Genomic DNA, 26986 nt, shown 5'->3' on the forward strand with positions numbered 1-26986 from the left:
GCAGCGAAGCGATAGAACACTATCTGCGCAGCAGCGGGCAGCGCTACCTGGAACAGGCGGAAGGGCTGCAGGCGTGGGAGCGTGCGTTGCACGGAGGCCAGGGGCAGCGGCTGGTGCTGGCCGGCGAGCCGCAGCGGCTGCGTGCGATGCTGAACCGTCGCTACGGCGTCGAGGCGGCGCGTCCGGCGGCGGGCGAGCTGGGTCCGCAAGTGCTGGCCGATGTGCAGGGGCGGATCGCGGCGATTCTGAAACTGCCGCTGGAGCGGCAGCGGGCCGACAGCAACTTCGCCGACCTGGGCTTCGACTCGATTGGTCTGGCGCAGCTGAGCCGGCAGTTGAGCGCGCACTTCGGCTTCGACGTGGCGCCCAGCGTGTTCTTCAACTACAGCACGCCGGCCCGGCTGAGCCAGCATTTGGCCGAGACGCAGCGGGCGGCGCTGAGCGCGCGCTACGCGGTGGCGGAGGAGCGGGTCGAGCCGGTTGAGATGGTCGAGCCGGCGGCGCCTGTCGCGACGGCTGCAGCGGAGGCGGGGGACGGGGTGGCCATCATCGGACTATCGGTGCGCACGGCGGGCGCCGAAGACGCGGACGAGCTGTGGCGTCTGCTGCTGGAAGGGCGCAAGCAGATAGCGGAAGTGCCGGCGGAGCGGTGGGACTGGCGGCCGTACTACGGCGGAGCCGGGGCGGCGGACAATCGCATCGCCAGCAACCGGGGCGCCTTCCTGGCGGAGCTGGACGCGTTCGACTCGCTGTTCTTCGAGATCTCGCCGCGGGAAGCGCAATGGATGGACCCGCGGCAGCGGCTGATGCTGCAAGAAGCGTGGCGGGCGTTCGAGGACGCCGGCTACACCGGCGCGCGGCTGCGGGGCAGCGACTGCGGGGTGTACATCGGGGTGGAGGAAAGCGCGGCGCAGCCGGAAGCGTCAGGACTGGCGACCAGCCACCACAACGGCATTCTGGCGGCGCGGATCTCGTATGTTCTGGATCTGAAGGGGCCGAATCTGGCGTTGAACACGGCGTGCTCGTCGGGTTTGGCGGCGGTGCACAGCGCGTGCCAGAGCGTGCTGCGGGGCGAATGCGGGATGGCGCTGGCTGGCGGGGTGAACGTGCTGAACTCGCCGCTGACCTATCTGGCGCTGAGCCAGAGCGGGATGCTGTCGAGCGACGGGGAGTGCTATGCCTTCGACGAGCGGGCCAACGGTCTGGTGCCGGGTGAGGCGGTGGCGGCGGTGGTGTTGAAGCGGGAGTCGCAGGCGCGGGGGGACGGTGACGCGATCTACGGGGTGATTCGGGCGAGCGGGATGAACTACGACGGCCGGACCAACGGCATCACCGCGCCCAGCGGCCTGGCGCAAGCCACGCTGATCGAGCGCTTGTACCGCGACCATGCCATCGACCCCGCCGACATCGCCTATGTGATCGCGCACGGCACCGGGACCAAGCTGGGGGACCCGGTGGAGGTGAACAGCCTGGCCGAGGTTTTCGCCAGGGGCACCGACGCGCGGGCCTTCTGCGCGCTGGGCTCGATCAAGCCGCTGATCGGCCACACCTTCGCCGCTTCCGGCGTGGTCAGCCTGATCGCCATGCTGATGGCCATCAGGCACAGGCAGATCCCGCCGCTGGCCAACCATCAACGAAATAATGAATTCCTCAAGCTGGATCAGAGCGCGTTTTACATCAACAAAGCCCCGAGCCCATGGGGCGCCAATCGGCGGGGCATGAGGCTGGGCGCGCTCAGCGCCTTCGGCATGAGCGGCACCAATGTCCATGTGGTGGTCGAGGAGCCGGCGGCCGGCGTGGACGAGCCGAACCTGGCCGCGCCGCCGGAGGCGCTTGGCTCGCTGGTGCCGCTGTCGGCGAAGCGGCCCGGCCTGCTGAAGCTGTATGCGCAGCGTCTGCGGCGGCATCTGCTTGCGGCCGGCCGCGATGGCGCGCAGGGCGGGCATCCGGTGCCGGATCTCTCCAGCATCGCCTTTACCTTGCAGACCGGCCGGGAGGCCATGAAGTACAGAGCGATTTTCCACGCCCGGGACGTGGACGATCTGATAGGCAAGCTGGGCGACTATGCCGACGCTGCGGCCGGGGAGGAGAGCGACGACGGCGATGGCGGCGAGCTTGCCGTCAGATGGCGCCGCGGCGAGGAGGTCGACTGGGCAGCCTTGTACGGTCTATGCCGTCCGGCCAGGGTCCGGCTGCCCACCTATCCGTTCCGCGCGCCGGAAGACGCCGATCCGCCGGCCAGCTCCGCCGCCCCTGGTGGCGGAACGCCGCCGCGAAAAGCGCTCCACCCGCTGGTTCATGAAAAACTGTTGGCATAAGTTGCGAGGTCGCATGGAAACGAATCACACCTTCCAAACCGTGTTGAGTGAGCAGGATTTTTTTCTGAGAGATCACCGCGTTCTCGGCGACGCGGTGTTGCCGGGATCGGCCTATCTGGAAATGGCCAGGGCGGCAGCGCTCAATAGCGAGTTTCCGCAAGTGGCGGGGCTGCGGAATGTGGTGTGGCGCGCGCCCGCCATTGTCGGCAATCAACCGTACCCGATCCGCATCGCGCTGGCGGGGAGCGGCCAGAAGTTTCATTTCAGCGTGCATGGCGGCGAGCAGGGAGAGTGCCTTCATTGCCAGGGCGATATCGTCGCGGCGGCGGAGGGCGAGCGCCGCGCCGCGCCGTCTCCGCTGCAGACAGGCGCGCTGATGGCGCGCTGCGGCCAGACCTGGACCGGCGCCGAACTGTATGCGTTTTTCGACCGCCAGGGCATGCGCTATGGCGACAGTTTCCGTTGCATAGAGATGCTGGGGCGGGGCGAGGACGAGGTGGTCGCGACGTTCAACTTGGCCGCCGGCGAGCGGGAGGGCGCCGAGCTGTTCGGCCTGCATCCGGGCATCGTGGACAGCGCGCTGCAGTCGACGGTGGGACTGTTGCTGCAGGATGTGCGGTCGGCGGCGCGCAGTCAGGATGTTTACCTGCCCTTTGCCGTGAAAGAAGTGCTGCTGTATGGCGATACGCCGCTTGCCGGTTATGTCCACGCGCGCTGGAGCCCCGGCGCCAGCCGCGATGGCGTGTTGAAATTCGATATCGACATCGCGGACCGCTGCGGCGAGGTCCGCGTGTCGATCCGGGAGTTTTCCAGTCGGCGCGCCGATCGCGGCGCCCAGGCCGAATCGCTGTTCGGCACCTGCGTGTGGGAGGATCGGCCCGCCGTCGCGCAGGAGGGGGGAGCCAAGAGCCTGGCGATGGTGGTGGGGCAGAACGGGGACTTCGCCGGCTTGCTGCCGGAGCATGTTGACCTGGTCCGGCTGGATGGCGTGTTCGACGCCCAGCGGCACCTGAGCGGGGAGCGCGTCGCGTCCTTGTTGGTCCAGGCGCTGGACGGGGTCAGGCCTTTATTGTCCTCCGGGCAGCCGCCGCAGGGGCGGATCGTGGCCCTGGTCCCATCCGGCGACGAGGCTTATCCGTACGCGGCGCTGGCCGGGCTGCTGAAAACGCTGAGGCTGGAGCATCGCGGCTTGCAGACCAAGCTGTTGTTCGCGCCGGCGGGTTTGCCGGCGCAGGAGCGGGCCAGGCTGCTGAATGTCGAGTTGCAAGCGTCCTTCGACGAGGTCGAGGTCCGCTACGATGCCGAAGGCCGCCGCGCGGTCAGGCGTTTCGTCGAAACCAGTCTGCCCGAGCCGGGACCCGGCGTTTTCCGCGCCGGCGGCGTGTATTGGATCAGCGGCGGCCTGGGTGGATTGGGGCGCATCCTCGCCGAATATATCGCCGCCACCGCGAACGTCCGGCTGGTGCTGAGCGGCCGCTCGGAGCCCAGCGAGGAACACCGCCTCTGGCTGGACAGGCTGCGCGCTGCCGGGACCGCCGTCGATTACTTCCGCGCCGACGTCGGCGACAAGACGGCGCTGCGGGCTTGCCTGGACGCCATCAAGGCGCGCCACGGCGAACTGAGCGGGATCATTCATTGCGCCGGCGTGGTCAGGGACGGCTACCTCGTCAACAAGACGCCGGAGCAGGTGAGGGAAGTGTTTGCCGCCAAGGTGGCCGGCCTGCTAGCGATAGACGAGGCCACCCGAGACGAGCGTCTGGACTTTCTGTTGCTGTTCTCCTCGATATCGGCGATCTGGGGCAATGCCGGGCAAGCCGATTACGCCGGCGCCAACGCCTTTTTGGATGCCTTCGCCGCCCACCGCAACCGTTTGCTCGAGCAAGGGCGGCGGTTCGGCAAGACGGTTTCGATCAATTGGCCGCTGTGGCGGGAAGGGGGCATGCGGGTCGATGCGCAAAGCGAACAGCTGGCGCAGCGCGCCTATGGCTTCGGTTTGCTGGAGCGTCAGTCCGGACTGGACGGCCTGGAGAGGGCGATGACGGCCGGGCTGGATCAGGTGGCGGTGTTGTCGGGCGACGCGCAGCGCATTCGCGGCCAGGTGCTCAGCAATGCCGGCTCGGAGCACTCGCCGGCGGGGCGTCCGCAGGTTGGGCAGGCGACGGGGGCGGCGGAGTGGGATGCGCGGGTCGGCAGGGTGCTGGCGCAAAGCGTCGGCCGGGTGTTGAAGATACGCGAGTCGGAGATCGAGCTGGATCAGGAGCTGAGCACCTATGGCTTCGACTCCATCAGTCTGACGGAGCTGAGCAATCTGCTGAGCGTCGAGCTTGGCGTCGAACTGTTGCCGACGATTTTTTACGAATATCCGTCACTACTGGCGCTGAAGGCCTTTTTGCTCGAAGACCATCTGGGCGCGCTATCGGCCAAGCTCCAGCCGGCAGCCGAAGCGCCGGCGTCGCGGCCCGAGGCGCCGTCCGCAAGAGCGCCGTCGATGCCGGAACGCGCGCCCGAGAAGCCGGAGGCGTCGGCCGGCATCGCCATCGTCGGCATCAGCGCGCGCTTCCCGCAGGCGCGGGACGTTGATGCGTTCTGGCGCAATCTGCTGGATGGCCGGGATTGCATCGAACTGATCCCGGAGGACCGGTGGGATTGGCGCGCCGTTTACGGCGACCCGCACACCGAGGTCAACAAGACAACGGTGAAGTGGGGAGGCTTCATCGACGATATCGCCGCGTTCGATCCCCTGTTCTTCGGCATCTCGCCGAAAGAGGCGGAGCTGATGGATCCGCAGCACCGCCTGCTGATGGAACATGTGTGGTCGGCGATGGAGGATGCCGGTTATTCCTCGAAGGCATTGTCGGGCACCCGCACGGGGATGTTCCTCGCCATCGGCCCCGGCGGTTATCGGCAACCGGCGTCGCTGGCGATGGAAAGCTATAGCGCGACCGGATCGGTGCCGTCGATGGCGCCTAACCGCATCTCTTTCTTGTTGAACCTGAAAGGCCCGAGCGAGCCGGTCGAAACGGCGTGCTCCAGCTCCCTGGTGGCGGTACACCGCGCGGTACAGGCGATCGAGGCCGGCCATTGCGAGCAGGCCTTTGTCGGCGGCGTCAACGCGATAGTCGGCCCGGAGCTGCATATCTGCTTCAGCAAGGCGGGCATGCTGAGCGAGCAGGGCCGTTGCAAGACTTTCTCGCGCGATGCCGACGGCTATGCGCGCGGAGAGGGCGTGGGCGTGCTGTTTCTGAAGCGGCTGCGCCAGGCCCGGCTGGACGGCGACACCGTCTACGGCCTGATACTGGGTTCCAACGTCAACCATGGCGGCCGCGCCGCGTCGCTGACCGCACCCAATGCCCAGGCCCAGGCCGAGCTGTTGATCGAGGCCTATCAGCGGTCGGGCGTCGACATCGATACCATCAGCTATATCGAGACGCACGGCACCGGCACCCCGCTGGGCGATCCGGTCGAGATCAACGGCCTCAAGAAAGCGTTCCAGGCGCTGTACGCACAGCAGGGGCGGACCATGGCCGGGCCGCATTGCGGGCTGGGCAGCGTCAAGACCAATATCGGCCATCTCGAAGTGGCGGCCGGCATGGCCGGCCTGTGCAAGGTGCTGCTCGCGATGCGGCATGGGGAGTTGCCGCCGACGCTGCACTGCGAGGAGACCAATCCTTATATCGACCTGGCCGACAGCCCGTTCTACCTGCTGAAGCAGCGCCAGGCCTGGACCAGGCAGGAGACGGCCGACGGCCGGCCAGTGCCGCGCCGCGCCGGCATCAGCAGCTTCGGTTTCGGCGGGACCAACGCCCACGTCATCATCGGGGAATGCCTGGATGAGGAGCGGGACGCCGGCCGGAGCGCGGCCGATGCGCCCATCCGCCTGATTCCGCTTTCGGCCAGAAGCGAGGAGCGCCTGCTGGCTTACGCGGCCGAGCTGCTGGGTTTTCTCGACGCGGTCGCCGGCGACGGGGCCGAGGGAGCGAAGCGCGCGCGGCCCGGCCCCTCGCTGCTCGCCGACATCGCCTACACGCTGCAACTGGGGCGCGACGCGATGGCGTACAGGCTGGTCCTGCTGGCGGCAAGCGTCGAAGACCTCCGCCGCAAGCTGCGCTCCTTGGTCGATGGCAGTCACGATGTCGAGGACTGCTTTATCGGCCAGACCCGGGAAGAGCGCGACAGCATCAGATTGCTGAACGCCGACGAAAGCGCCAGGGAGCTGGTCGCCAGCTGGATGGAGAAGGGCAAGTTCGGCAATCTGGCCGAGATGTGGGTCGCCGGGCTGGAAATAGACTGGTCGCGACTGTACGGCGCGCGGCCGCCCCGGCGCATCAGCCTGCCCACCTATCCGTTCGCCCGCGAGCGCTACTGGCTGCCCGAGCTGGGCGCGGCCGCGGCGACGCCGCCGGCCCCGGCCCCGGCGCAGCCCGCCGCCCTACTGGAGGGCGAAGAGTATTGGCAGGCCGCCGCGGCCGGCCCGGCGGTCGACGTCGAACGATTGACGCTGCTGCACTTCTGCGACGACGACGCCGAGAGCGCCCAGCTGGCGCAGCGGCTGCGGCGGCCGCTGCTGCAGATCCGCAGCGGCGACGCGACGCGCCGGCTGGGGCCGCAACGCTACCAGGCGGCCGGCTGCGATGAAGCCGCCTTCGACGCGCTGTTCGCGCTGCTGAAGGCCGACGGCGCCGCCGCCGGCGGCTATGGCGTGCTGTACCGCTGGGCGGAAGGCCAGCCGCGGCTGCCGGCGCTGCGCGCGGTGCTGCGCGCCGCGGTCGGCGCCAGCCTGCCGCTGCGCTATCTGCAGCTCAGCGGCAGGCTGGAGGCCGGAGCGCTGGGCAGCTGCCACGACCTGTCGCAGATCGGCTTCGAACGCTCGTTGGGCCTGACACTGCCGCAACTGGACGTGGGCGTGCTGTTCGGCGACGCCGGCGGCTTGAGCGTGGAGCAGATCGCCGCCGAGTGGGGCCGTCCGGGCGTGACGCGCTATCAGGGCGGCGAGCGCCAGCGGCTGGCTTGGCGGCCGTTGGCGGCGGAAGCCGCGCCGGCGCTGTCGCCGCTGCGCAGCCGCGGGGTGTATCTGATCAGCGGCGGCGGCGGCGGCCTGGGCGAGCTGTTCGCCGGCCACCTGGCGCAACGCTGCCAGGGGCGGATCGCGCTGCTGGGTCGGCGGCCGGCCGATGCCGGGATGGAAGCGCGGCTGGCGCGGCTGCGGGCGCAGGGGGCCAGCGAGGCGGTCTACTACCAGGCCGACGTGGCCGAGCGCGAGCAGGTCGAGCGGGTGATCGCCGACGTGGTCGGGCGCTGGGGCGGGGTGCACGGCATCGTGCACGCGGCCGGCCTGGAATCGACTCGCTCGCTGCTGGAACAGGACGCCGACGGTTTCGCCGAGGTGCTGCGGGCCAAGCTGGACGGGACGCGGGCGCTGGACGAAAGCAGCGCCGGTCTGGCGCTGGACTTCGTCTGCTACTTCTCCTCGTCGGCGGCGGCGCTGGGCGATGGCGGCGGCTGCGACTACGCCAGCGCCAACCGCTTCCTGATGGCTTACGCCGACTACCGCGAAGCGCAACGGACGGCGGGGCGGCGGCAGGGTCGGACGGTGGCGCTGTGCTGGCCGCTGTGGCGGGCTGGCGGCATGGGGGCGGTGGGCAGCGAAGCGATAGAACACTATCTGCGCAGCAGCGGGCAGCGCTACCTGGAACAGGCGGAAGGGCTGCAGGCGTGGGAGCGTGCGTTGCACGGAGGCCAGGGGCAGCGGCTGGTGCTGGCCGGCGAGCCGCAGCGGCTGCGTGCGATGCTGAACCGTCGCTACGGCGTCGAGGCGGCGCGTCCGGCGGCGGGCGAGCTGGGTCCGCAAGTGCTGGCCGATGTGCAGGGGCGGATCGCGGCGATTCTGAAACTGCCGCTGGAGCGGCAGCGGGCCGACAGCAACTTCGCCGACCTGGGCTTCGACTCGATTGGTCTGGCGCAGCTGAGCCGGCAGTTGAGCGCGCACTTCGGCTTCGACGTGGCGCCCAGCGTGTTCTTCAACTACAGCACGCCGGCCCGGCTGAGCCAGCATTTGGCCGAGACGCAGCGGGCGGCGCTGAGCGCGCGCTACGCGGTGGCGGAGGAGCGGGTCGAGCCGGTTGAGATGGTCGAGCCGGCGGCGCCTGTCGCGACGGCTGCAGCGGAGGCGGGGGACGGGGTGGCCATCATCGGACTATCGGTGCGCACGGCGGGCGCCGAAGACGCGGACGAGCTGTGGCGTCTGCTGCTGGAAGGGCGCAAGCAGATAGCGGAAGTGCCGGCGGAGCGGTGGGACTGGCGGCCGTACTACGGCGGAGCCGGGGCGGCGGACAATCGCATCGCCAGCAACCGGGGCGCCTTCCTGGCGGAGCTGGACGCGTTCGACTCGCTGTTCTTCGAGATCTCGCCGCGGGAAGCGCAATGGATGGACCCGCGGCAGCGGCTGATGCTGCAAGAAGCGTGGCGGGCGTTCGAGGACGCCGGCTACACCGGCGCGCGGCTGCGGGGCAGCGACTGCGGGGTGTACATCGGGGTGGAGGAAAGCGCGGCGCAGCCGGAAGCGTCAGGACTGGCGACCAGCCACCACAACGGCATTCTGGCGGCGCGGATCTCGTATGTTCTGGATCTGAAGGGGCCGAATCTGGCGTTGAACACGGCGTGCTCGTCGGGTTTGGCGGCGGTGCACAGCGCGTGCCAGAGCGTGCTGCGGGGCGAATGCGGGATGGCGCTGGCTGGCGGGGTGAACGTGCTGAACTCGCCGCTGACCTATCTGGCGCTGAGCCAGAGCGGGATGCTGTCGAGCGACGGGGAGTGCTATGCCTTCGACGAGCGGGCCAACGGTCTGGTGCCGGGTGAGGCGGTGGCGGCGGTGGTGTTGAAGCGGGAGTCGCAGGCGCGGGGGGACGGTGACGCGATCTACGGGGTGATTCGGGCGAGCGGGATGAACTACGACGGCCGGACCAACGGCATCACCGCGCCCAGCGGCCTGGCGCAACGGCAGCTGATCGTCGACGTGTTGCGGCGGGGCGGCATAGACGCCGGCCAGGTGGGCTATGTGCTGGGCCATAGCGTGGGGTCGCCGATGGGCGACCCGATAGAAGCGCAGGCGTTGGGCGAGGCGCTGCAGGGCGGCCATTGCGTGCTGGGCTCGATCAAGCCGCTGATCGGTCATACCTTCGCGGCCTCCGGCGTGGTCAGTCTGATCGGGATGTGCCTGGCGCTGAAGCACAGGCGGATGCCGGGGACCGCCAACTACCGGCAGGCCAACGCGTATATCGACGCGGCGAACGGTCCGCTGCGCATCGAGCCGGCGGCGCAACCCTGGGAAGGGCGGTGCCGGCACGGGCTGGTCGGCGCGACCGGCATGAGCGGCACCAATGTGCTGGTGCTGCTGGGCGAAGGGGAGCCGGAAGCGGCGGCGGAGCGGGATGGCGAAGCGCTGCTGGTGCTGTCGGCGCGGGAAGAGGCGGTGCTCAGGCGCTACGCGGAGAAATTGCGCGGCTATCTGCAAAGGGAACCGGGGTCCGGTCTGGCAGACGTGGCGCGGGCGCTGCGTACCGGACGGGAAGCGATGGCGTGCCGGCTGGCGGTGGTGGCGTCGAGCCGTGAAGCGGCGTCGGCGGCGCTGGCGCGGTATCTGGCGGCGGGGGCGGACGAGGATCTGTCGGCCGGCGGCGTGTTCGCGACGGGTAGGCCCGGGGCGGCGGCTGGTGAGGGCGAGGATTTGCGCGCACGCGCGGCGCGCTGGGTGGCGGGCGGCGAGCTGGCGGAGCCGGATGACGGCGGGGGGCGGCGGCGGTTGGCGGGGCTGCCGACCTATCCGTTCGGGCGGCGCTCGCTGCCGGAGGAGCGGGTGGCGGCCGGCCCGGAGGCCGGCGAGCGGAGACCGGCGTCGGCGCCCGGTGACAAGGCCGCCGAATATTATACTTTCGACGCCCAGCTGCGATCGGATGACTACCGGGAGGAGTATCTGACCTTCTGTCCGTTCGAGGAGGAGATCCCCGGCTTTTCGATGACCCGCGTGCTCAGCGCGCCGGCCGTTTACGCCGACGAATACCGGCGGGTTCTGGCGAAGCAGATCGAAATGAGGCGGGTCATCTTCCGGCATGAGCGCTTCGAATCGGTGCGTCGGGCGCTGGACATAGGCTGCGGCTGCGGCACCGACATCATCGAGTTGGCGAAGCGCCATCCGCATGTCACGGCCGACGGTTTCACGATTACCCCGGCTCAGGAGGCGCTGGCGAATCGCCGGATTCGCGGCATAGGTCTGCAGCAGCGGGTCAGGGTCATGCACGCCGACAGCTCCAGGGACCGCTTCCCCGCCGTCTACGAGCTGATCATCGGTTTCGAGGTGAGCTGCCACATCGCCGACAAGGTCTCTTTGTTCCGCAATATCCGCGCCGCGCTGGCGCCGACGGGCAGCGTGCTGCTGATGGACTTCATCGCCAATCTGCGCGGCTCGATTGTCGACAGCAATGTCGATATCGCCATCTCTCCCGAGGCGGAATGGCTGGATCTGCTGGCCGACAATGGCCTGCTGCTCGACGACCTGGTCGATCTCAGTCCCGAGATCGCCAATTATGTCTTCGATCCGGACGTCGAGAAAAATGTGGCGAACTTCCCGGAGGCGGCGCGCCGCTCGTCGCGCAATTTCGCCAATATGGCGATTTCGCTGCGGGAAAAATGGATCAGCTATTGCCTGTTCCGGCTGACCCGCGATCCGCTGAACCGGCCGCTGGACGAGTTGCGGGCGCACAATGCGGCGAAGATGAAGAACAAGACGCGGTACGCCGAGGCGCTGGCGGGCTTGAACGATGCGGCGGGCGCGGCGGCCGTCGCCGTCGAAGCGCCGGCGGCGGCGGGCCAGGCCGAGCTTGTGGACCGGCTGGAAGAAATCTTCCGCGCGACCTTGCAGCTGACGCGGGCGGAGCTGCGGGCCGCCGGCTCCTTCGCGGCGATGGGGGTGGACTCGCTGATGGCGGTGCGTCTGTTGGAGGCGATCAACACCGAGTTCGATCTGCGCGAACCGACCAGCATCATGTTCCAGTACCACGATCTGCCGTCGCTGGCCGGCCACCTCGCCGGCAAGTCGATTGCGGCCAAGGCGGCGCTGGAGCCTGTGGCGAGGCCGCAGGCGCCGCAGCGGCAGGGCATTGCCGTCGTCGGCCTGTCCTGCCGTTGTGCCGGCGCCAGCGACCAGACTGAGTTCTGGGACCTGATCGTCAACGGCCGCGAATGCGTGGAAAGCATGGCGGAGCGGCGTCCGGAATGGTCCGGCGTCTTTGCCGGGCACGCGGTGGACCCGGCCTCGCTGCGCGGCGGCTTCATCGCGGAGGCGGATTGCTTCGACTCGCTGTTTTTCGATATCGCTCCAGTCGAGGCGGAGCAGATGGACAGCTCGCAGCGCCTGGTCCTGGAGGGCATTTACACCGCGCTGGAGGATGCCGGCTATGATCCGTCGGCGCTGGCGAGACGGCGCGTCGGCACCTTCATCGGCTCGATGGGCCTGGGCGCCGGCAGCGGCAGCCTGTCCCATCACGCGATGCTGGGAAGCGATGGCGCCATTCTGTCGTCGCGGATCGCCTACCACCTGAATCTGAGCGGTCCGGCGATGACGGTCAACACGGCGTGCTCGTCGTCGCTCGTCGCCATCGAACTCGCCTGCGAAAGGCTGCGCACCGGCGACATAGACATGGCCATCGCCGGCGGCGTGACCCTTTATTCGCAACCGGCGTCCTTCCTGATGATGCACAATGCCGGCATGCTTTCGCCATCCGGCCGCTGCCGGCCATTCGACGACGAGGCGGACGGCATCGTGGTCGGAGACGGCGTCGGCATTGTGGTGCTGATGCCGCTGGACGGGGCGGTGGCGGAAGGCGCGCGGATCTACGGGCTCATCCGCGCCATCGGCACCAATCAGGACGGCAAGACCTCGGGCATCACCGCGCCCAGTTTCCAGGCCCAGAGCCGGCTGGAGGTCGAGGTCTATCGCAAGGCGGGCATCTCACCCGAGCAACTGCAATACGTCGAGGCCCACGGCACCGGAACCAAGCTGGGCGATCCGGTGGAAATCCACGCGCTGTCCGAAGCCTTCAGAAGCTTCACCGACAAGCGGGGCTTCTGCGCATTGGGCTCGCTGAAGGCCAATATCGGGCATACCACGGCCGCCTCCGGCGTGCTGGGGCTGATCAAGGTGCTGCTGGCTCTCAAGCACCGCCGCATTCCGCCCGCGGTCAATTTCGCCAGGCCCAACCGGCATATCGATTTCGCCGACGGCCCCTTCCATGTCGATACCCGGTCCCGCGAATGGCGGGCCGGGCCGGACGGCAGGCGCATGGCGGCGGTCAGCGCCTTCGGCTTCAGCGGAACCAATGCCCACCTGGTAGTGGAGGAACATGTCGCCAGCCGGCCGCAAGGCGGCGGAGGCGGGCGGAGGATCGTGCCGCTTTCGGCGAGAAAGCCCGAGCAGTTGCGCGAGCAGGCCGGCCGGCTGGCGGCATGCGTCCGGCAGGGCGGCGTCGAGCTGGCGGACCTGGCCTGGACCCTGCAGGTCGGCCGGGAGGCGATGGCCTGCCGAGCCGCCTGGATAGTCGAAGACCTGGACGAGCTGGCGTGCGGCCTGGCGGCTTATTTGGCGGGGGACGCCGTCGGCGGCGTTTTCGGCGCGGAGGGGGGGGCCGGCGACGGATTGACGGCGACGGCGCGCGCCTGGGTGGACGGGGCGGCGGTGGACTGGCCGGCCGGGCGGGGGGCCGGCAGGGTGTCCCTGCCGACCTATCCGTTTGAGCGGGTGCGTTTCCCGGCTCCGGCGGCGGCCGGCCAGCCTGCCGCCGCCGGGATCGCAAGCGGCCGCCGGCGCGGCTTCGTCGGCAAGGCCTGGGTGCAGGCCCCGGCTCTGCCGTCCGCAGTGGAACCTTTCGCCGGCCGGCGCTGCGCGATATTGGCGACGCCGCGGCTGGAGCCGCTGGTCCGCCTGTTGCGGCAGCGGCTGCCCGGCGCCGAAGTCCTGATGCCGGATCAGCTGGCGTCGGCGTCGCAGGACCGGGCGCGCTGGAGCGGCTATGGCGGCTGCGTCGATCTGACCGCGCTGGATGCCGCTCATCGAGACGGGGATGGAGACTGGCTGGTCTGGCTGCAGAAACTGATCGAACACGCGCCAGCCGGACTGGGCCAGTCGCTGTTCCTGTCGCAATGGACTTGCCGCCAGGAACGGCTGGGCAACGACGCGGCGGCATTGGCCGGCGCCGGGCGCACCGGTCTGTACCGCATGCTGCAGAGCGAGTATGGCCGGGTGGCGTCCCGGCACATCGATACCGATCTGGCCATGCCGGGCGACGCGTCCGCGCTATGCGCCCAGATCGTCGGCGAGCTGTCGGCGGCGGACGGCGAAAGCGAGGTGTGCTATCGCGGCGGGGTGCGCCATAGGGCCGAGATGCGCTGGCTGGACGAGGACGGCGCGACCGGAGCGGCGCCGGCCTGCCCGGCGGGCGGTGTGTTGTGGATTACCGGCGGCACGCGCGGCATAGGCATGTTGTGCGCCAGGCATTTCGCGGAGCGTCACAGCGTCAGGAAGCTGGTTCTGCAGGGGCGTCAGGCGCTGCCGGAACGTTCGCAGTGGCAGGCTTGCCTCGCGGCGTCTGGCGACGACGCGCTCAGGCGCAAGCTGGAGAACATCCTGGCGCTGGAGGCGCTGGGCGTCGAGGTGCGCATCGTTTCCGCCGCGCTGACCGATCCGGACGGCATGCGGCAGGAGTTGGCGGCCGTCCGGCGCGAGATGGGGGAGGTATTCGGGATCATCCACGCCGCCGGGCATGTCGATTTCAGCAATCCGGCCTTCATCCGCAAGTCGCCGGATCAGATCGACCGGGTCGTTGCGCCCAAGATCCGCGGCGTGGAGGTCTTGCGCGAGGTGTTCGGCCAGCAGCGGCTCAAGTTCGTGTTGCTGTTCTCGTCGGTGGCGGCGGCGCTGCCGAGCTTGTCGGTCGGGCAGGGCGAGTACGCGATGGCCAATGCCTATCTGGACTACGCGGCGGCGGGGTCGTTCGGCCCCGGCGTCGAGCATTGCGTCAGTATCCAATGGCCCAGCTGGGAGCAGACCGGCATGGGGGCGGCGAACAGCGCGGCGTACCGGAATCTTGGTCTGCTGACCTGCCGCGATAGCGAGGGGCTGGATTTTCTCGACCAGATACTGGCGCGCGGCTTGCAACCGGTGGTGATGCCGCTGCTGGTGGACCCCGCCGTTTTCGACACCGACCGGCTGCTGCGGCGTGCCGAGCCGCGCGCGACGTTGGCGCAAGCGGCGCCGGTCTCGCAGCCGGCCGAGGCCGGCCTGGACGAGATCGTCGGCGCCTGGCTGAAGCGCCTGGTCAGCGAGGAGCTCAAGGTGGAGCTGGGCCAGATCGAGCCTGAGCGCACTTTTGACGAGTATGGCGTCGATTCGATCATGCTGGCCCAGATGATACAGAAGATGGATCGCAGCCTCCCCGGCATCAGGATAGATCCGACGTCGGTGCTGGAGAATCCCAGCGTGGCAAGATTGAGCCAATACCTGGCGGCCACGCATGGCCGCGAGCTGGAACGGGTGTTCGCGGCCACCCGGCAGGCGATAGCCGCGCCGGCGTCTCCGGAGCGAAGCGACAAGGTCGCGATCGTCGGCATGGCCTGCCATTTTCCCGGCGCGCCGGACATCGGCCAGTTTTGGCGGAATCTCTGCGAAGGGCGCGATTGCATAGCGGAAGTGCCGGCCTCGCGCTGGGACACGGCCCGGTATTACGGCGGCCCCGGTGGCGACGGCGGCAAGAGCGTCAGCAAGTGGGGAGGCTTTTTGCCGGATATCGAATGGTTCGATCCCGTCTACTTCGGCATTCCGGAAAGCGTGGCCGCCGGCGTGGACCCGTTGGCCAGGCAATGGCTGGAGGTGAGCGCGGAGGCGCTGGCGGACGCAGGTTACGTCAAGGACGATGTATGGGGCCTGCCGGTCGGCGTTTTTTGTGGCTCACGCGTCAGCAACTATGCCAGCAGGTTGCGGCAGCTGGACAGCAAGGCGGTGATAGGCGTCGGGCAAAACTTCATTTCCGCCCATCTATCGCATTGCTACAACTTCTCCGGCCCGAACCTCATCGTCGATACGGCTTGCGCCAGCGCGCTGACCGCCGTTCACCTGGCCGCGCAGAGCATATGCCAGGGCGAGTCCGAGCTGGCCATCGCCGGCGGGGTGGACATCCTGCTGGACGAAGGTCCCTTCCTGCTGCTGAGCAGCGCCAAAATCCTTTCCGTCGACGGCCGTTGCCGGACCTTCGACGAAGGCGCCAACGGCATCGGCATCGGCGAGGGCTGCGGCGCGTTGATTCTGAAGCCGCTGGATGCCGCTCTGCAGGACGGCGACAAGATCTATGGCGTGATCGACGGCTCCGCGATCAATTCGGACGGCAGCACCATGGGCATCACCACGCCCAATCCACAGCGGCAGCAGCAATTGATAGAGCAGGCGATTGCGAACGCCGGGGTGGACGCGTCGACGATCAGCTATGTGGAGGCGCACGGCACCGGCACCCTTATCGGCGATCCGATCGAGTTGCGCAGCCTGACCAATGCGCTGGGCAAGGGCCGGCAGGGGCAGGCCAAGTGCGGCGTGGGCAGCGTCAAAAGCAACCACGGCCATTTGCTGAGCGCCGCCGGCGCGGCGGGACTGATTAAAGTCCTGCTGTCCATCGTCCACCGGCAGTTGCCGCCGACATTGCATTGCGACAAGCCTAATCCCCGTTTCGATTTCGAGCAGTCGCCGCTGTACCCGGTATCGCAATTGCAACAGTGGGAAGGCGTGGCGGGCGTCCATCGGGCCGGTGTCAGCGCATTCGGCTTGGGTGGGCACAATGCCCATGTCATACTAAGCGATCATGGCGTGCCGCCCGATCGTCTCGCCGGCATAGAACCGCGCGGCGAGCGCGTCAACTACCGGCGCAAGCGCTACTGGAGCGGCGACGACAAGGCGTCTGGCCGGTCTGCGCTGCCGGTGGCGGCCGGAGCGGTCGACGCGCCTTCCGCCGCGACAATCGACGGCGGCGCGGAAAGCCCGGCTGCGCGGGCGATGAGCAAGTATTTCGCTGTTCAGTACGCAGATCTCGATGGCCGCGATGCGGCCGCGACGCATGAGCCAGCCAACTTCAGGAATCTCTCATGACTATCGGCAAGGACGCGGCATTCGAACTGGAGTTTGAGGACGGTAATTACATTCTGCGAGACCATCGCGTTTACGGCGTCGGCATTCTGCCGGGCGTCACCTTGATCGACATTGTCTACCGGCTGGGAATCCATTTTCTCGGCCATTCCGGCTTCGAACTGGCCAATGTGCTGTTCAAGGCGCCGGTGGCGACTTCGGAGCGCTTCGCCAGAAAGTTGCTGGTATCGTTTTCGGGCAGGGCGGAGGGCGAGTGGCGGGTCGATATTTCCAGCCGCCGGCTGCTTCCCGATGGCCGGATGGCGCCGGGCGTGGACAGCAATGCGGAGTGCGTGGTGCGCCTGGTCGACGGGATCGGGAGCGGCGAGGCCGGGTTCGATGTCCAGCGCTTTCTGGCGGAAGCCGGGGGCAGCTGGTCCGTCGACGAGGTTTATCGCGGGGTCCGTGACGTCGGCGTGGTCCACGGGCCTTTCATGCAGACGGTCGGGACGATCCATCAGCGCGGCGACGAGGAGTTGATGTGCCTGTCGCTGGGGGCGCTCGCCGAGCAGTTCCGGCAGCGTTTCCACGCTCATCCGGCCTTTCTGGACGGCGCCACCTTCGCCGGAAGCTCGTACAAGCTGGGCGGCGGCGCGGATGCCGGTTATCGCGACGACAGGCCGCACATCCCGTTCTCCATCCAGCGGGTCCGCGTCTACCAGCCGTTCCCGGCGCGCATCTATGTGCACAGCCGGCACGGCGACAAGCAGGGATGTGGAGCCGAGGCGTGGTCCGGCGAGGTTTCGACCTCGGATCTGCGGATTTATGACGAGTCCGGCGCGCTGCTGGCGGAGTTGGCGCGGCTTTCGTACAAGAGAGTCCGCCAGACCAGCGACATCAGCCGGCTGGTCTTGCCGGAGGCCGAGGCGCCGCAGGCGGTGCGAGACGCGGCGGCCGGTGACGAAGAGGCGGTTTTCGCCGCCAACGTCCGTCGTTTCGTCGAGGAGCGCTTGTCGGCGCTGGGGATCGGCGAGCTGGCGCCGTTGGAGACGGACACGCTGTTCTTCGACGCCGGCCTGGACTCCACCCATCTGCTGGCTCTGGTGCGCGAGCTGGAGGCGCGGTGCGGCCATGATTTCTATCCGACGCTATTGTTCGAATACCAGACGCTTGGGGCCCTGAGCCATTACCTGTTCCTGCATGAGCGCGAACACTTCGCCGGCGCCGCGGGTTTGGCCGCCCGCGACGCTGTCGGCATGGCGCCGGCGCCGGCGGTCGCGCCGGAGAGCCGGGGCGCGGTCCAGCCGCCGCAGTCGGCGGACATCGCCGTGATTGGCCTGGCCGGCCGATACCCGTCGGCCTCCACGCTGGACCGGTTCTGGGAGGTGGTCAGCAGCGGGGCGTCGTGCACGAGGGAGATGCCGGCCGACCACTGGGGCCGCTTCGCCGTCGAGGGAACGGCATCGGCCGCCAGCGGCGCGCCGGCCGGCTATGGCGGCATCGTCGACGATGTGGACGCGTTCGACGCGCTGTTTTTCCAGATCACGCCGGCCGAGGCCGGAGGCTTGGATCCGCAGCTCAGAATGCTGCTGGAGATCGCCTGGCACGCGATGGAGGACGCCGGCTATCCGGCAGAGGCGCTGCGCGGCTCCCGCACCGGCGTGTTCGCCGGCGTGATGAACGCCGATTACACCTGGGTCGCGGCCGAGCACCTGGACCGGACCGGCGCTTACGCCAGCGCCGGCAGCTATGCCCACGAGCTGGCCAACCGGATTTCCTACCAGTTCGATCTGCGCGGCCCCAGCATGACGGTAGAGGCCGCCTGCGCCAGCTCAATGCTGGCGCTTCACCTGGCACGCAACGCCTTGCTGACCGGCGAGTGCGCGATGGCGCTGGCCGGCGGTGTCAATCTCAGCCTGCATCGCAGCAAATACCTGTTGCTGGGCGGGCTGGGCCTGATGTCCGCCGATGGCCGCGAGCGCACTTTCGACGCCGGCGCCAATGGCTATGTGCCGGGAGAGGGTGCGGGCATGGCGTTGCTCAAGCCGCTGTCGGCGGCGCTGGCGGACGGCGACCGCGTCTACGGCGTCATCGCCGGCAGCGCCACCAATCATTCGGGCCGCGGCAGCGGCCGCTACAGCCCGAATCCGAACGCGCTGGTCGATGTCATCGAGCGCGCGGTGGAAAACGCCGGCGTCTCCACCGACGCCATCCTGTATGTCGAGACGCACGGCACCGGAACGCAAATAGGCGATCCGATCGAGATTCAGGCGCTGTCGCGCGCGCTGAGCGGCTCCGGCGCCCGCGAGCGCCGCTGCGCCCTCGGTTCCAAGGCCAATCTCGGCCACCTGGAGTCGGCGTCCGGCATCTGTTCGCTGACCAAGGCGTTGCTGAGCATCCGGCGCGGCCAGATTCCGCCCTGCGCCAATGTGGAGGTCGTCAACCCCGGCCTCAGGATAGAGGCGACGCCATTCGTGATTCCAATGGAGGCAGTCGACTGGGCGCGGCCGCTGGAACAGCGGGTGGCCGGCATCCATTCCTTCGGCATCGGCGGCAGCAATGTTTTCATGGTGGTGCGCGGCCAGCGGCGGCGGGCCCTCGCCGCGGACCAGGCGGCGCGGCCGCGGCTGCTGGTCCTGTCGGCGAAGACCGACTCCGCCCTGGACGCGTATTGTTTGGCGCTGCTGGCCTATCTGCAGGCCGGACGGGACGAGGACTATACGCTGGGCAATCTGGCGTTCACGCTGCAGACCGGCAGAAGCGAGATGGCGCACCGCATCGCCCTGGTGGTGGACGACGAGCAAGAATTGCTGAGCGGCTTGAGGGCCTATTGCGAAGACGGTCGGCTGGCGCTTGGGATGTTCAAGGGCCGGGCGCCCGTTGCCGGCCGCGCGCCCGACGCCTTCGGCAAGCCGGGCGCGGACAGGCCGGCGCTGCTGGCCGTCGCGCAAGCCTGGGTGAACGGCACGCGCATAGACTGGCGCAGCCTGGATGGCGGCGAACGCGGCCTGCGCATTGCCGCGCCGCTGTATCCATTTGCCCGCGACCGCCACCGCATCTCGGCGCCGTCGGAGCCGGCCGAATCGCTGGCGCCGCAGGCGGCCCTGTTTTACGCGACGGCGACGTGGGAGCGCAAGGCGCTTGCCCGGAACGCGGCGGCGGCCGGCAGCGGCGGGGCGAGCGCGTATGTGCTCGCCGCCGGCGTGTCCGAGTCCGTTGCCGCCGGCATCGCGGCCGAGCTGCCGGCGCTTGCGCTGCGGCGCTTGCCGCCGCCGGCCGCCGATTCGGCGGCCGAGGCCGCGGCGGAACTTTTCCGCCAGGCTTTGTCGCGGGTGCGCGAATGGCTGGCCGCCGGCGTCGGCGATGGCCAGCGGATGGTCGCGCTGATTGACGGCCATCCGTCCGATCCCCCCTATGCGCCGCTGTCCGGCCTGTTGAAGTCGGCGGGCTTGGAATATCCCAGGCTGCGGATCCAGCTGATCTGGGTCGAGGGCGGGCTGGATGCCGCGCGCGGCAGCCGGCTGTTGGCCGAGGAGCTTGGGCGCGGCGACGATGTCGAGGTCTATTACCGGCAAGACGGCCGGCGGGAAGTTCGCAGCAACCGGGTAGCCGGTTTCGAGCCGATGGCGGGTTCGGTGATCCGCCAGGGCGGCAACTATTGGATTACCGGCGGTCTGGGGGGGCTGGGCAGGATATTCGCCGCTTATATCGCCGGCTTCGGCAAGGTTAACGTCGTCTTGAGTGGCCGCCGCGCCTGCACGGACGCCGAACGCGAGCAGCTGGAGCGTCTGGCCGCCGCCGGCTCCCGCGTCGAGTATCTGCAATGCGATGTGGCGGTGGAGGAGGACGTGGTGCGGCTGGTCCGAGAGGTGGAGGCGCGCCATGGCCCGCTGACCGGCATCATCCATGGCGCGGGCGTGGTGCGCGACGCCATGTTGTTGCAGAAGACCGAGCGGCAGGCCGACGAAGTTTTCGCCGCCAAGCTGTTCGGCACCCAGATCATCGATCGGGCGACCAGGCATCATCGGCTCGATTTCTTCGCCCTGTTCTCCTCGCTGTCGGCGGTCTGGGGCAATGTCGGCCAGGCGGACTACGCCGCCGCCAACGCCTTTCTCGACGCCTATGCGGCCTGGCGCGACGCCGGCGTCGGCCGAGGGGAGGCGCATGGCAAAACTGTGTCGATCAACTGGCCGTTGTGGCGCGACGGCGGCATGACGATAGACGCGGCCGGCGAGCGGCGCCTGCGCGAGAAAACCGGCATGCTGCCGCTGTCGACGCAGGATGGGCTGCGCGCCTTCGAGGACGCGATCGGCAGGGCGCCGCGCCAGTTGATCGTCTGCGCCAGCGATGGCAGCAAGCCGCTATTCTCCATGGCCGCGCAGGCGGAGGCCGTGAGCGCCGCCGCGCCGGCGACGGCCGAGGCGATACGCTATCTGCAACGGCAATTGTCCAAAGTGTTCCGCTTGCCGCAACAGCGGCTGGAGCCAGAGGCGCCGCTCGAGGCCTTCGGCATCGATTCGGCCAATGTGCTCGCGCTGACCGGGGAGCTGGAAAAGGACTTCGGCCCGTTGCCCAAGACCCTGTTTTATGAATACCGGACGCTGGCCGGCCTGGCCGGCTATCTTGTCGACGCCCATGGCGCCGCGCTGCATCGCCTACTGCCCGGCGCCGCGGCGGCCTCCGCCGCCTCGCCGGCGCCGCGTCCTGCCGTGCGGGCCGAGCCGGCGTCGGTCGGCGTCCGTCAGCCGGGCGGGCCGCTCGATATTGCGATCATAGGCATGAGCGGTCGCTTTCCCCAGGCCAGGAATATCGCCGAGTTCTGGGAAAACCTGCGCCAGGGAATAGATTGCGTCGGTGAAATTCCGGCCGCCCGCTGGGACATGGCCCGCTATTACGACGCCGATACCGGCAAGAGCGGGAAGATACACAGCAAATGGGGCGGCTTCATCGACGGCGTCGACGAGTTCGATCCGCTGTTCTTCAAGATTTCGCCGCTGGAGGCGGAAATGATGGATCCGCAGGAGCGCTTGTTCCTGCAAACGGCGTGGGAGACCCTGGAAGACGCCGGCCATACGCGGGCCTCTCTGCAGGCCGACGGCGACGGCGGCCTGCTGCCGGAAGCCAGAGTCGGCGTCTATGTCGGGGTGATGTACTCCGAGTACCAGCTTTACGGCTTCCAGCAATACGAGCAGGGTCAGATCTTCGGCCTGGCCGGCAATATCGCCGGCGTAGCCAACCGGGTGTCCTATTTCTTCGACTTCCACGGCCCCAGCATCGCGCTGGACACCATGTGCTCCTCGTCGTTGACAGCGCTGTACCTGGCCTGCAACGCCTTGCGCAACGGCGAGTGCGGGCTGGCGCTGGCGGGCGGCGTCAATACCAGCATCCACCCGAACAAATACGCGGTGCTGAGCCAGGCCCGGATCATCTCGACCAGCGGCCGTTGCGAAAGCTTTGGCAAGGGCGGCGAGGGCTATATACCCGGCGAGGGCGTCGGTGCCGTGCTGCTCAAGCCGCTGGAACGGGCCGTCGCCGACGGCGATTTCATTTACGGCGTGGTCAAGGGCGCCGCGCTGAGCCACGGCGGCAAGGCCAGCGGCTATACTGTGCCCAGCCCGGTGGCGCAGGCCGGCACCATCGCGCTCGCCATCCGCCAAGCTGGCGTCGAGCCGCGCGCGATCAGTTATATCGAGGCCCACGGCACCGGCACCAGTCTTGGCGATCCGATCGAGATCGCCGGCTTGAGCAAGGCCTTCGGCCAGCAATCGCCGGACAGGCAGTATTGCGCGATAGGCTCGGCGAAATCCAATATCGGACATTGCGAGTCGGCGGCCGGGATCGCGGGGATATGCAAGGTCCTGCTGCAGATGAAGCATCGCATGCTGGTTCCCTCGCTGCATTCCAGCGAGCTCAATCCCTATATCGATTTCGCCGGCACGCCGTTTATCGTGCAGCGCGAGCTGGCCGAATGGCCGGCGCCGGTCATCGCCGGCCGGCCGCAGCCGCGTGTCGCCGGGGTCAGCTCTTTCGGCGCCGGCGGCGCCAACGCGCACATCCTGATCCAGGAGTACATCGGCGAACCCTCGCCGGGCGAGATGCCCGGCGCCGGCGAGCGCCGGCTGATCTTGCCCTTGTCCGCCCGCAACGACAGCCGCTTGCACGCCTACGTCGCCGACATGCTGGACTATCTGGAGAAGTCGCCGCCGACGACGCTGGCCGATCTGGCCCACACCTTGCAGACGGGGCGGGAAGCGATGGATTGCCGGGTCGCCTTCCTGGCGTCGAATCCGGCCGAGCTGCGCGAGCAAATGAGGGATTTCCTGTCCGAGCAGCCGGCAGGGCTGGATTATTTCCACGATCGCACCAGCCAGGACACGCTGGACGTGTTCAGCGACGAGGATGTCCGGCGCGCGGTGGTGGCCGGCTGGATACAGTCGGCGCGATACGACAAGCTGGCGCAGTTCTGGACCAAGGGGCTGGCGATAGACTGGGCGCTGCTGCCCGGCCCGTCGGGGCGCCGGATGGCGGGATTGCCGACTTATCCGTTCGAGCGGAAGAAATGCTGGGTTTCGGTGAGGCCGAGCGTGCCCGCGGCCAACGCCGCCGCCGGCGAGTTCGGCGGTCTGCTGACGCGGGTGCTGCCCGCCGCCAGCCTGACCGACAAGCCGCGGGTGGTGTTTGAAACCGAGCTGAGCGCCACCGATCCCATGTTGTCCCATCACCGGGTCCAGGCGCGCAGCATTCTTCCCGGCGTCGCCTACATCGAAATGGCGTTGGAGGCCGCGCGGCATCTGTACCCCGAACATGACATCGCGTTGCAGGATATCGTCTGGATGCAGCCCTTGTTCGTCGCCGACGGCGAACGGACGGTCGCCACCCAGCTGGAGCGGCACGACGGCGCGATCCGCTTTGAAATCGCCACCACGGGCGAGTCGGGCCGGCAAGTCCACGCTCAGGGCATGGTGGCGCTGGACGAGGCGCCGCGCCAGGCGCCCGCCGTGGACATCGAGGCGACGCTGAACCGGCTGGAGCTGCGCTGGGAGGGCGAGGCGGGCCGCGCCGAGTTCTATGCGTGGCACCGCGGCAAGGGCATAGACTACGGCCCTTATTTCCAGGGCCTGGCCGGCCTGTGGGGTACGGCCGAGGAGAGCATGGGGCTGGTGGTGCTGCCCGCCGGCTGCGAGGCTGACCTGGTCCGCTACCAGCTGCCGCCCAGCATCGCCGATGCCGCTTTGCAATGCGTCAGCGGCATCGCGGCGGGCGCCGGCGACGGTCTGGCGCTGCCATATTCCATCGGCCGGATCGAAGTGTTGCGGCAGCCGCAGGGCCGGGTATTCGTCCATGCGCGCAAGCGCGCCGACGCGCGTTTCGATCTTGCCGTCATGGACGACTCGGGCGCCTTGCTGGTTGTTCTGGACGATTTTGTGCTGCGTCCGGCCAGGACCGCCGGCGATCCGTTCAGCTACGCCGGTCGATGGCAGCGCAGCGATCTGGCCGGGGCTGAGGCCGCGGCTGGTGGCGGGACCGGCGTCAGCCTGCTGTTGTACCGCGACAATGGTGCCGGGCTGGAGGATGCCGTGGCCCGGTTCGGCGCCGGCTCGGCCAGGATTCGGCTGGCGAGCGGGGCCGGGCGGCGCGAGGACGGCGTGTGGACGGTCGATGTTGGCGATGCGGCCGCGATCGGGCAGGCCATCGCCGAGATCGGCCGCATCGACGCGGTGTATTTCCTGGGTGGTCTGACCGGAAGCCGCGCCTATGGACTGGACTGCGCACAAGTGGCCGATGATCAGGAATACACGACTATCGCCTGGCTGCGCTGCATCAAGGCGCTGCTGGCGCAGGGCTACGACCAGCGGGCGCTCGATGTTTTCGTGCTGACGCAGGATTGCGAGCAGCCGCCCTTGCAGCGGGAAATCAATGTCTGGGGAAGTGGCTTGTCGGGATTGACCCAGTCGCTGGCGAAAGAGTACCCGCAGTGGCGGATCCGCAATGTCGACATCGGCGGGGCCGATATGGACGGCGACGCGGGCGCGCGGAAGATCGCCGAAATGCTGGGCCGCGAGCCGGCCAGTGCGACCGGCTTCCCGGTCGCTTACCGCGGCGGCGTCCGCTATGAGCACCGAATCGCGCCTTTGGCGATGCCGGCCGGCTCGCCGCCAGCCTTTGTCGCCGGCGGGGTCTATGTGATCGCCGGCGGCGCCGGCGGCATCGGCCGCGTCGCCACCGAGCATCTGCTGCGGCACTACGACGCCAGGGTGGTGTGGCTGGGCCGCAGCGCCGTCAACGACGCCATCCGCGAGCAGTTGGACCGCTTCGCCGGCTCGGGCGGCAGCGTCGAGTATCTGCAGGTCGACATCACCAGCCAGGCCCAGCTGGAGCGGGCCCGTGACACCGTCAAGGCGCGATACGGCAGGATCAACGGCGTGCTGCATTCCGCCATCGTGCTGCGCGACCAGAGTCTGGGCGCGATGGACGAGGGGCGTTTCCGTGAGTCGCTGGACCCGAAGGTGGCCGGCAGTGCCGCGCTGGGGCAGGCCTTCATCAACGAGGATCTGGATTGGCTGGGCTTTTACTCGTCGATGCAGTCCTTCCTCGCGGCGGCGGGGCAGAGCAACTACGCTGCCGGCTGCACCTTCAAGGACGCCTATGCCCGGGCGCTGGGCCGCGCCTGCGCGTTCCCGGTGTTCAGCATCAACTGGGGCTATTGGGGCAGCGTCGGGGTGGTGGCGAACGAGGTCTACCGCAACCGGATGGCGTCCTTCGGCATAGGCTCGCTGGAGCCGGCCGACGGCATGGGCATGCAGGAGGCGGTCGTCGCCCACGCCATTCCGCAAGTGCTGGCCATCAAACTGGCCCCGGCCACGCGCGAAAGAATGGGCATACAGGCGCACGGCGACGAAGTCTATCCCAGGACGCAGGACTCGTATTTCGAGCGGATCGCCGCCGCGCTGGACGGCGGCGGGACGCGCAGCTGCGCGCTGGCCGAGCAAATCCAGCAAGTCGACGCGGCCGACATCTGCCTGAACGACTATGTGCTCCGGCAATTGGTGCAGGTCATGCGCGCCGCCGGGCTGGACGATGTCCAGTCGCCGGCGCCGGCATTGCAGCGGCGGCTGGGCGTGGTCGAGCGGCAACTGCCGCTGTTCGAGGAGATCGTGCGCATTCTGGCGGACGCGGCGTCGCGCCGCTCCGGCCCGTTGCCGTCGCGGGACGAGGTGTTGTCGCGCTATCCGGGATTGATGGCGCACATCGCCCTGGCCGACGCCTGCCTGCAATCGCTGCCGCAAGTCCTGCGCGGCGAGAAGCTGGCGACCGAGGTGCTCTTCCCCGGCTCCAGCATGGCCTTGGTGGAGGGCATCTACAAGAAGAACGCGCATGCGGACTATCTGAACAGCCTGGTCGAGGACGCGGTGGAAAGCCTGGTGCAGGCGCGGCTGGAGGCGGGCGAGGCGAATGCGCGGATCCGGATACTGGAGGTGGGCGCCGGGACCGGAGGCACCAGCGAGGGGGTCTTCAAACGGCTGGCCCGTTATCAGGATCATGTCGAATACGTCTACACCGATCTTTCCAAGAGCTTCTTGCTGCATGCGCGGGACAGTTTCTCCGGCATCGCGCCGTATATGGAGCTGCAGCTTTTCGACGCGGAACGCGCGCCGGACGAGCAGGGCGTCGACAGCGGCAGTTTCGACATCGTCATCGCGGCCAATGTCCTGCACGCGACCCGGAACATCGGCAACACCCTGGGCAACGTCAAGCGCTGCCTGAAGCGGAACGGCTTGCTGATCCTCAATGAAATAGCGGGCAAGCGGCCGTTCACCACCCTGACCTTCGGTCTGCTGGACGGCTGGTGGGCGCCGGAGGACCGGGAGGTGAGGATAGAGGGCAGCCCGGCATTGTCGCGCGAGCAGTGGGCGCGCTCGCTGGCCGAGCAGGGTTTCGAGCGGCATTGGCTGTCCGACAGCGTCTCCTCGGTGGTGTTGCAGCATGTGATCGTCGCCGAGAGCGATGGGCGGGTGCGGCAATATCAGCCCCGCCAGGCCGCCGCCAGGCCGGCGGCCTCCCCGGCGCGGAAGCGCCCGCAGGAAGCGCCGGCGCGGCCGGCGCGCGCGGCCGGCGATCTGCGCTCCCATGTCGAGCACACGCTGGCCGAGGTGGTGGCCGAGGCGCTGAAGCTGTCCGACGCCGAGCTTGATCCGGGCCTGGCCTTGTCCGATCTTGGCGTCGACTCCATCGTCGCCGTCGATCTCGTTCGCCGGATCAACGCGGCGCTGTCCCTGTCGCTGAAAACCACGGTGATATTCGACTTCCCCAGCATCACGCGATTGTCGGCGCATCTGTGCTCCGCCTATCCGGACGCGCTGGCCCGGCAGGCCTCGGGGCAGGAGGCGGGCGGCGTCGACGGCGGCGAGCGGATCCAGCGGATTGCGGAAGAGCTGGTGCGCGGTGCCATTTCATTTGAGCAGACTTTGGAGAGGCTCAAGAGCTGAGCCGCTGCTTGGCCGGGCGGCGATTC

Annotated in this window: 3 protein-coding genes (1 of these 3 only partly in view); all 3 read left to right on the top strand. The window is 68.6% G+C overall.

The genetic code is table 11. The annotated features are described in order from the left end of the window. Tightly spaced (at most 13 nt apart), the 3 genes in view from BI347_RS14880 to BI347_RS14890 form a layout consistent with a single transcriptional unit that may run on beyond the window. A protein-coding gene (locus BI347_RS14880; protein ID WP_071116210.1) for an SDR family NAD(P)-dependent oxidoreductase crosses the window boundary here: on the top strand, positions 1-2318 show its end. Its footprint begins 8143 nt before the window's first position; only the last 2318 of its 10461 coding nucleotides appear in the window; its start codon lies beyond the left edge, outside the window; the stop codon is at positions 2316-2318. Positions 2319-2331: 13 nt separating this feature from the next. Further along, on the top strand, positions 2332-16497 hold the full coding sequence (locus tag BI347_RS23300; protein ID WP_071116211.1) for an SDR family NAD(P)-dependent oxidoreductase: 14166 nt from the start codon (positions 2332-2334) through the stop codon (positions 16495-16497). Continuing rightward, positions 16494-26960: an SDR family NAD(P)-dependent oxidoreductase gene (locus tag BI347_RS14890; protein ID WP_071116212.1), complete on the top strand. Its 10467-nt coding sequence runs from the start codon at positions 16494-16496 to the stop codon at positions 26958-26960. The genes BI347_RS23300 and BI347_RS14890 overlap by 4 nt, the downstream gene beginning before the upstream one ends. Positions 26961-26986: the final 26 nt, after the last annotated feature.

Source organism: Chromobacterium sphagni, from assembly GCF_001855575.1.
Lineage (GTDB): Bacteria > Pseudomonadota > Gammaproteobacteria > Burkholderiales > Chromobacteriaceae > Chromobacterium > Chromobacterium sphagni.

Coding starts and splice junctions, on each gene's coding strand:
- BI347_RS23300 (WP_071116211.1), top strand. CDS start 2,332: ATGGAAACGAATCACACCTTCCAAACCGTGTTGAGTGAGCAGGATTTT.
- BI347_RS14890 (WP_071116212.1), top strand. CDS start 16,494: ATGACTATCGGCAAGGACGCGGCATTCGAACTGGAGTTTGAGGACGGT.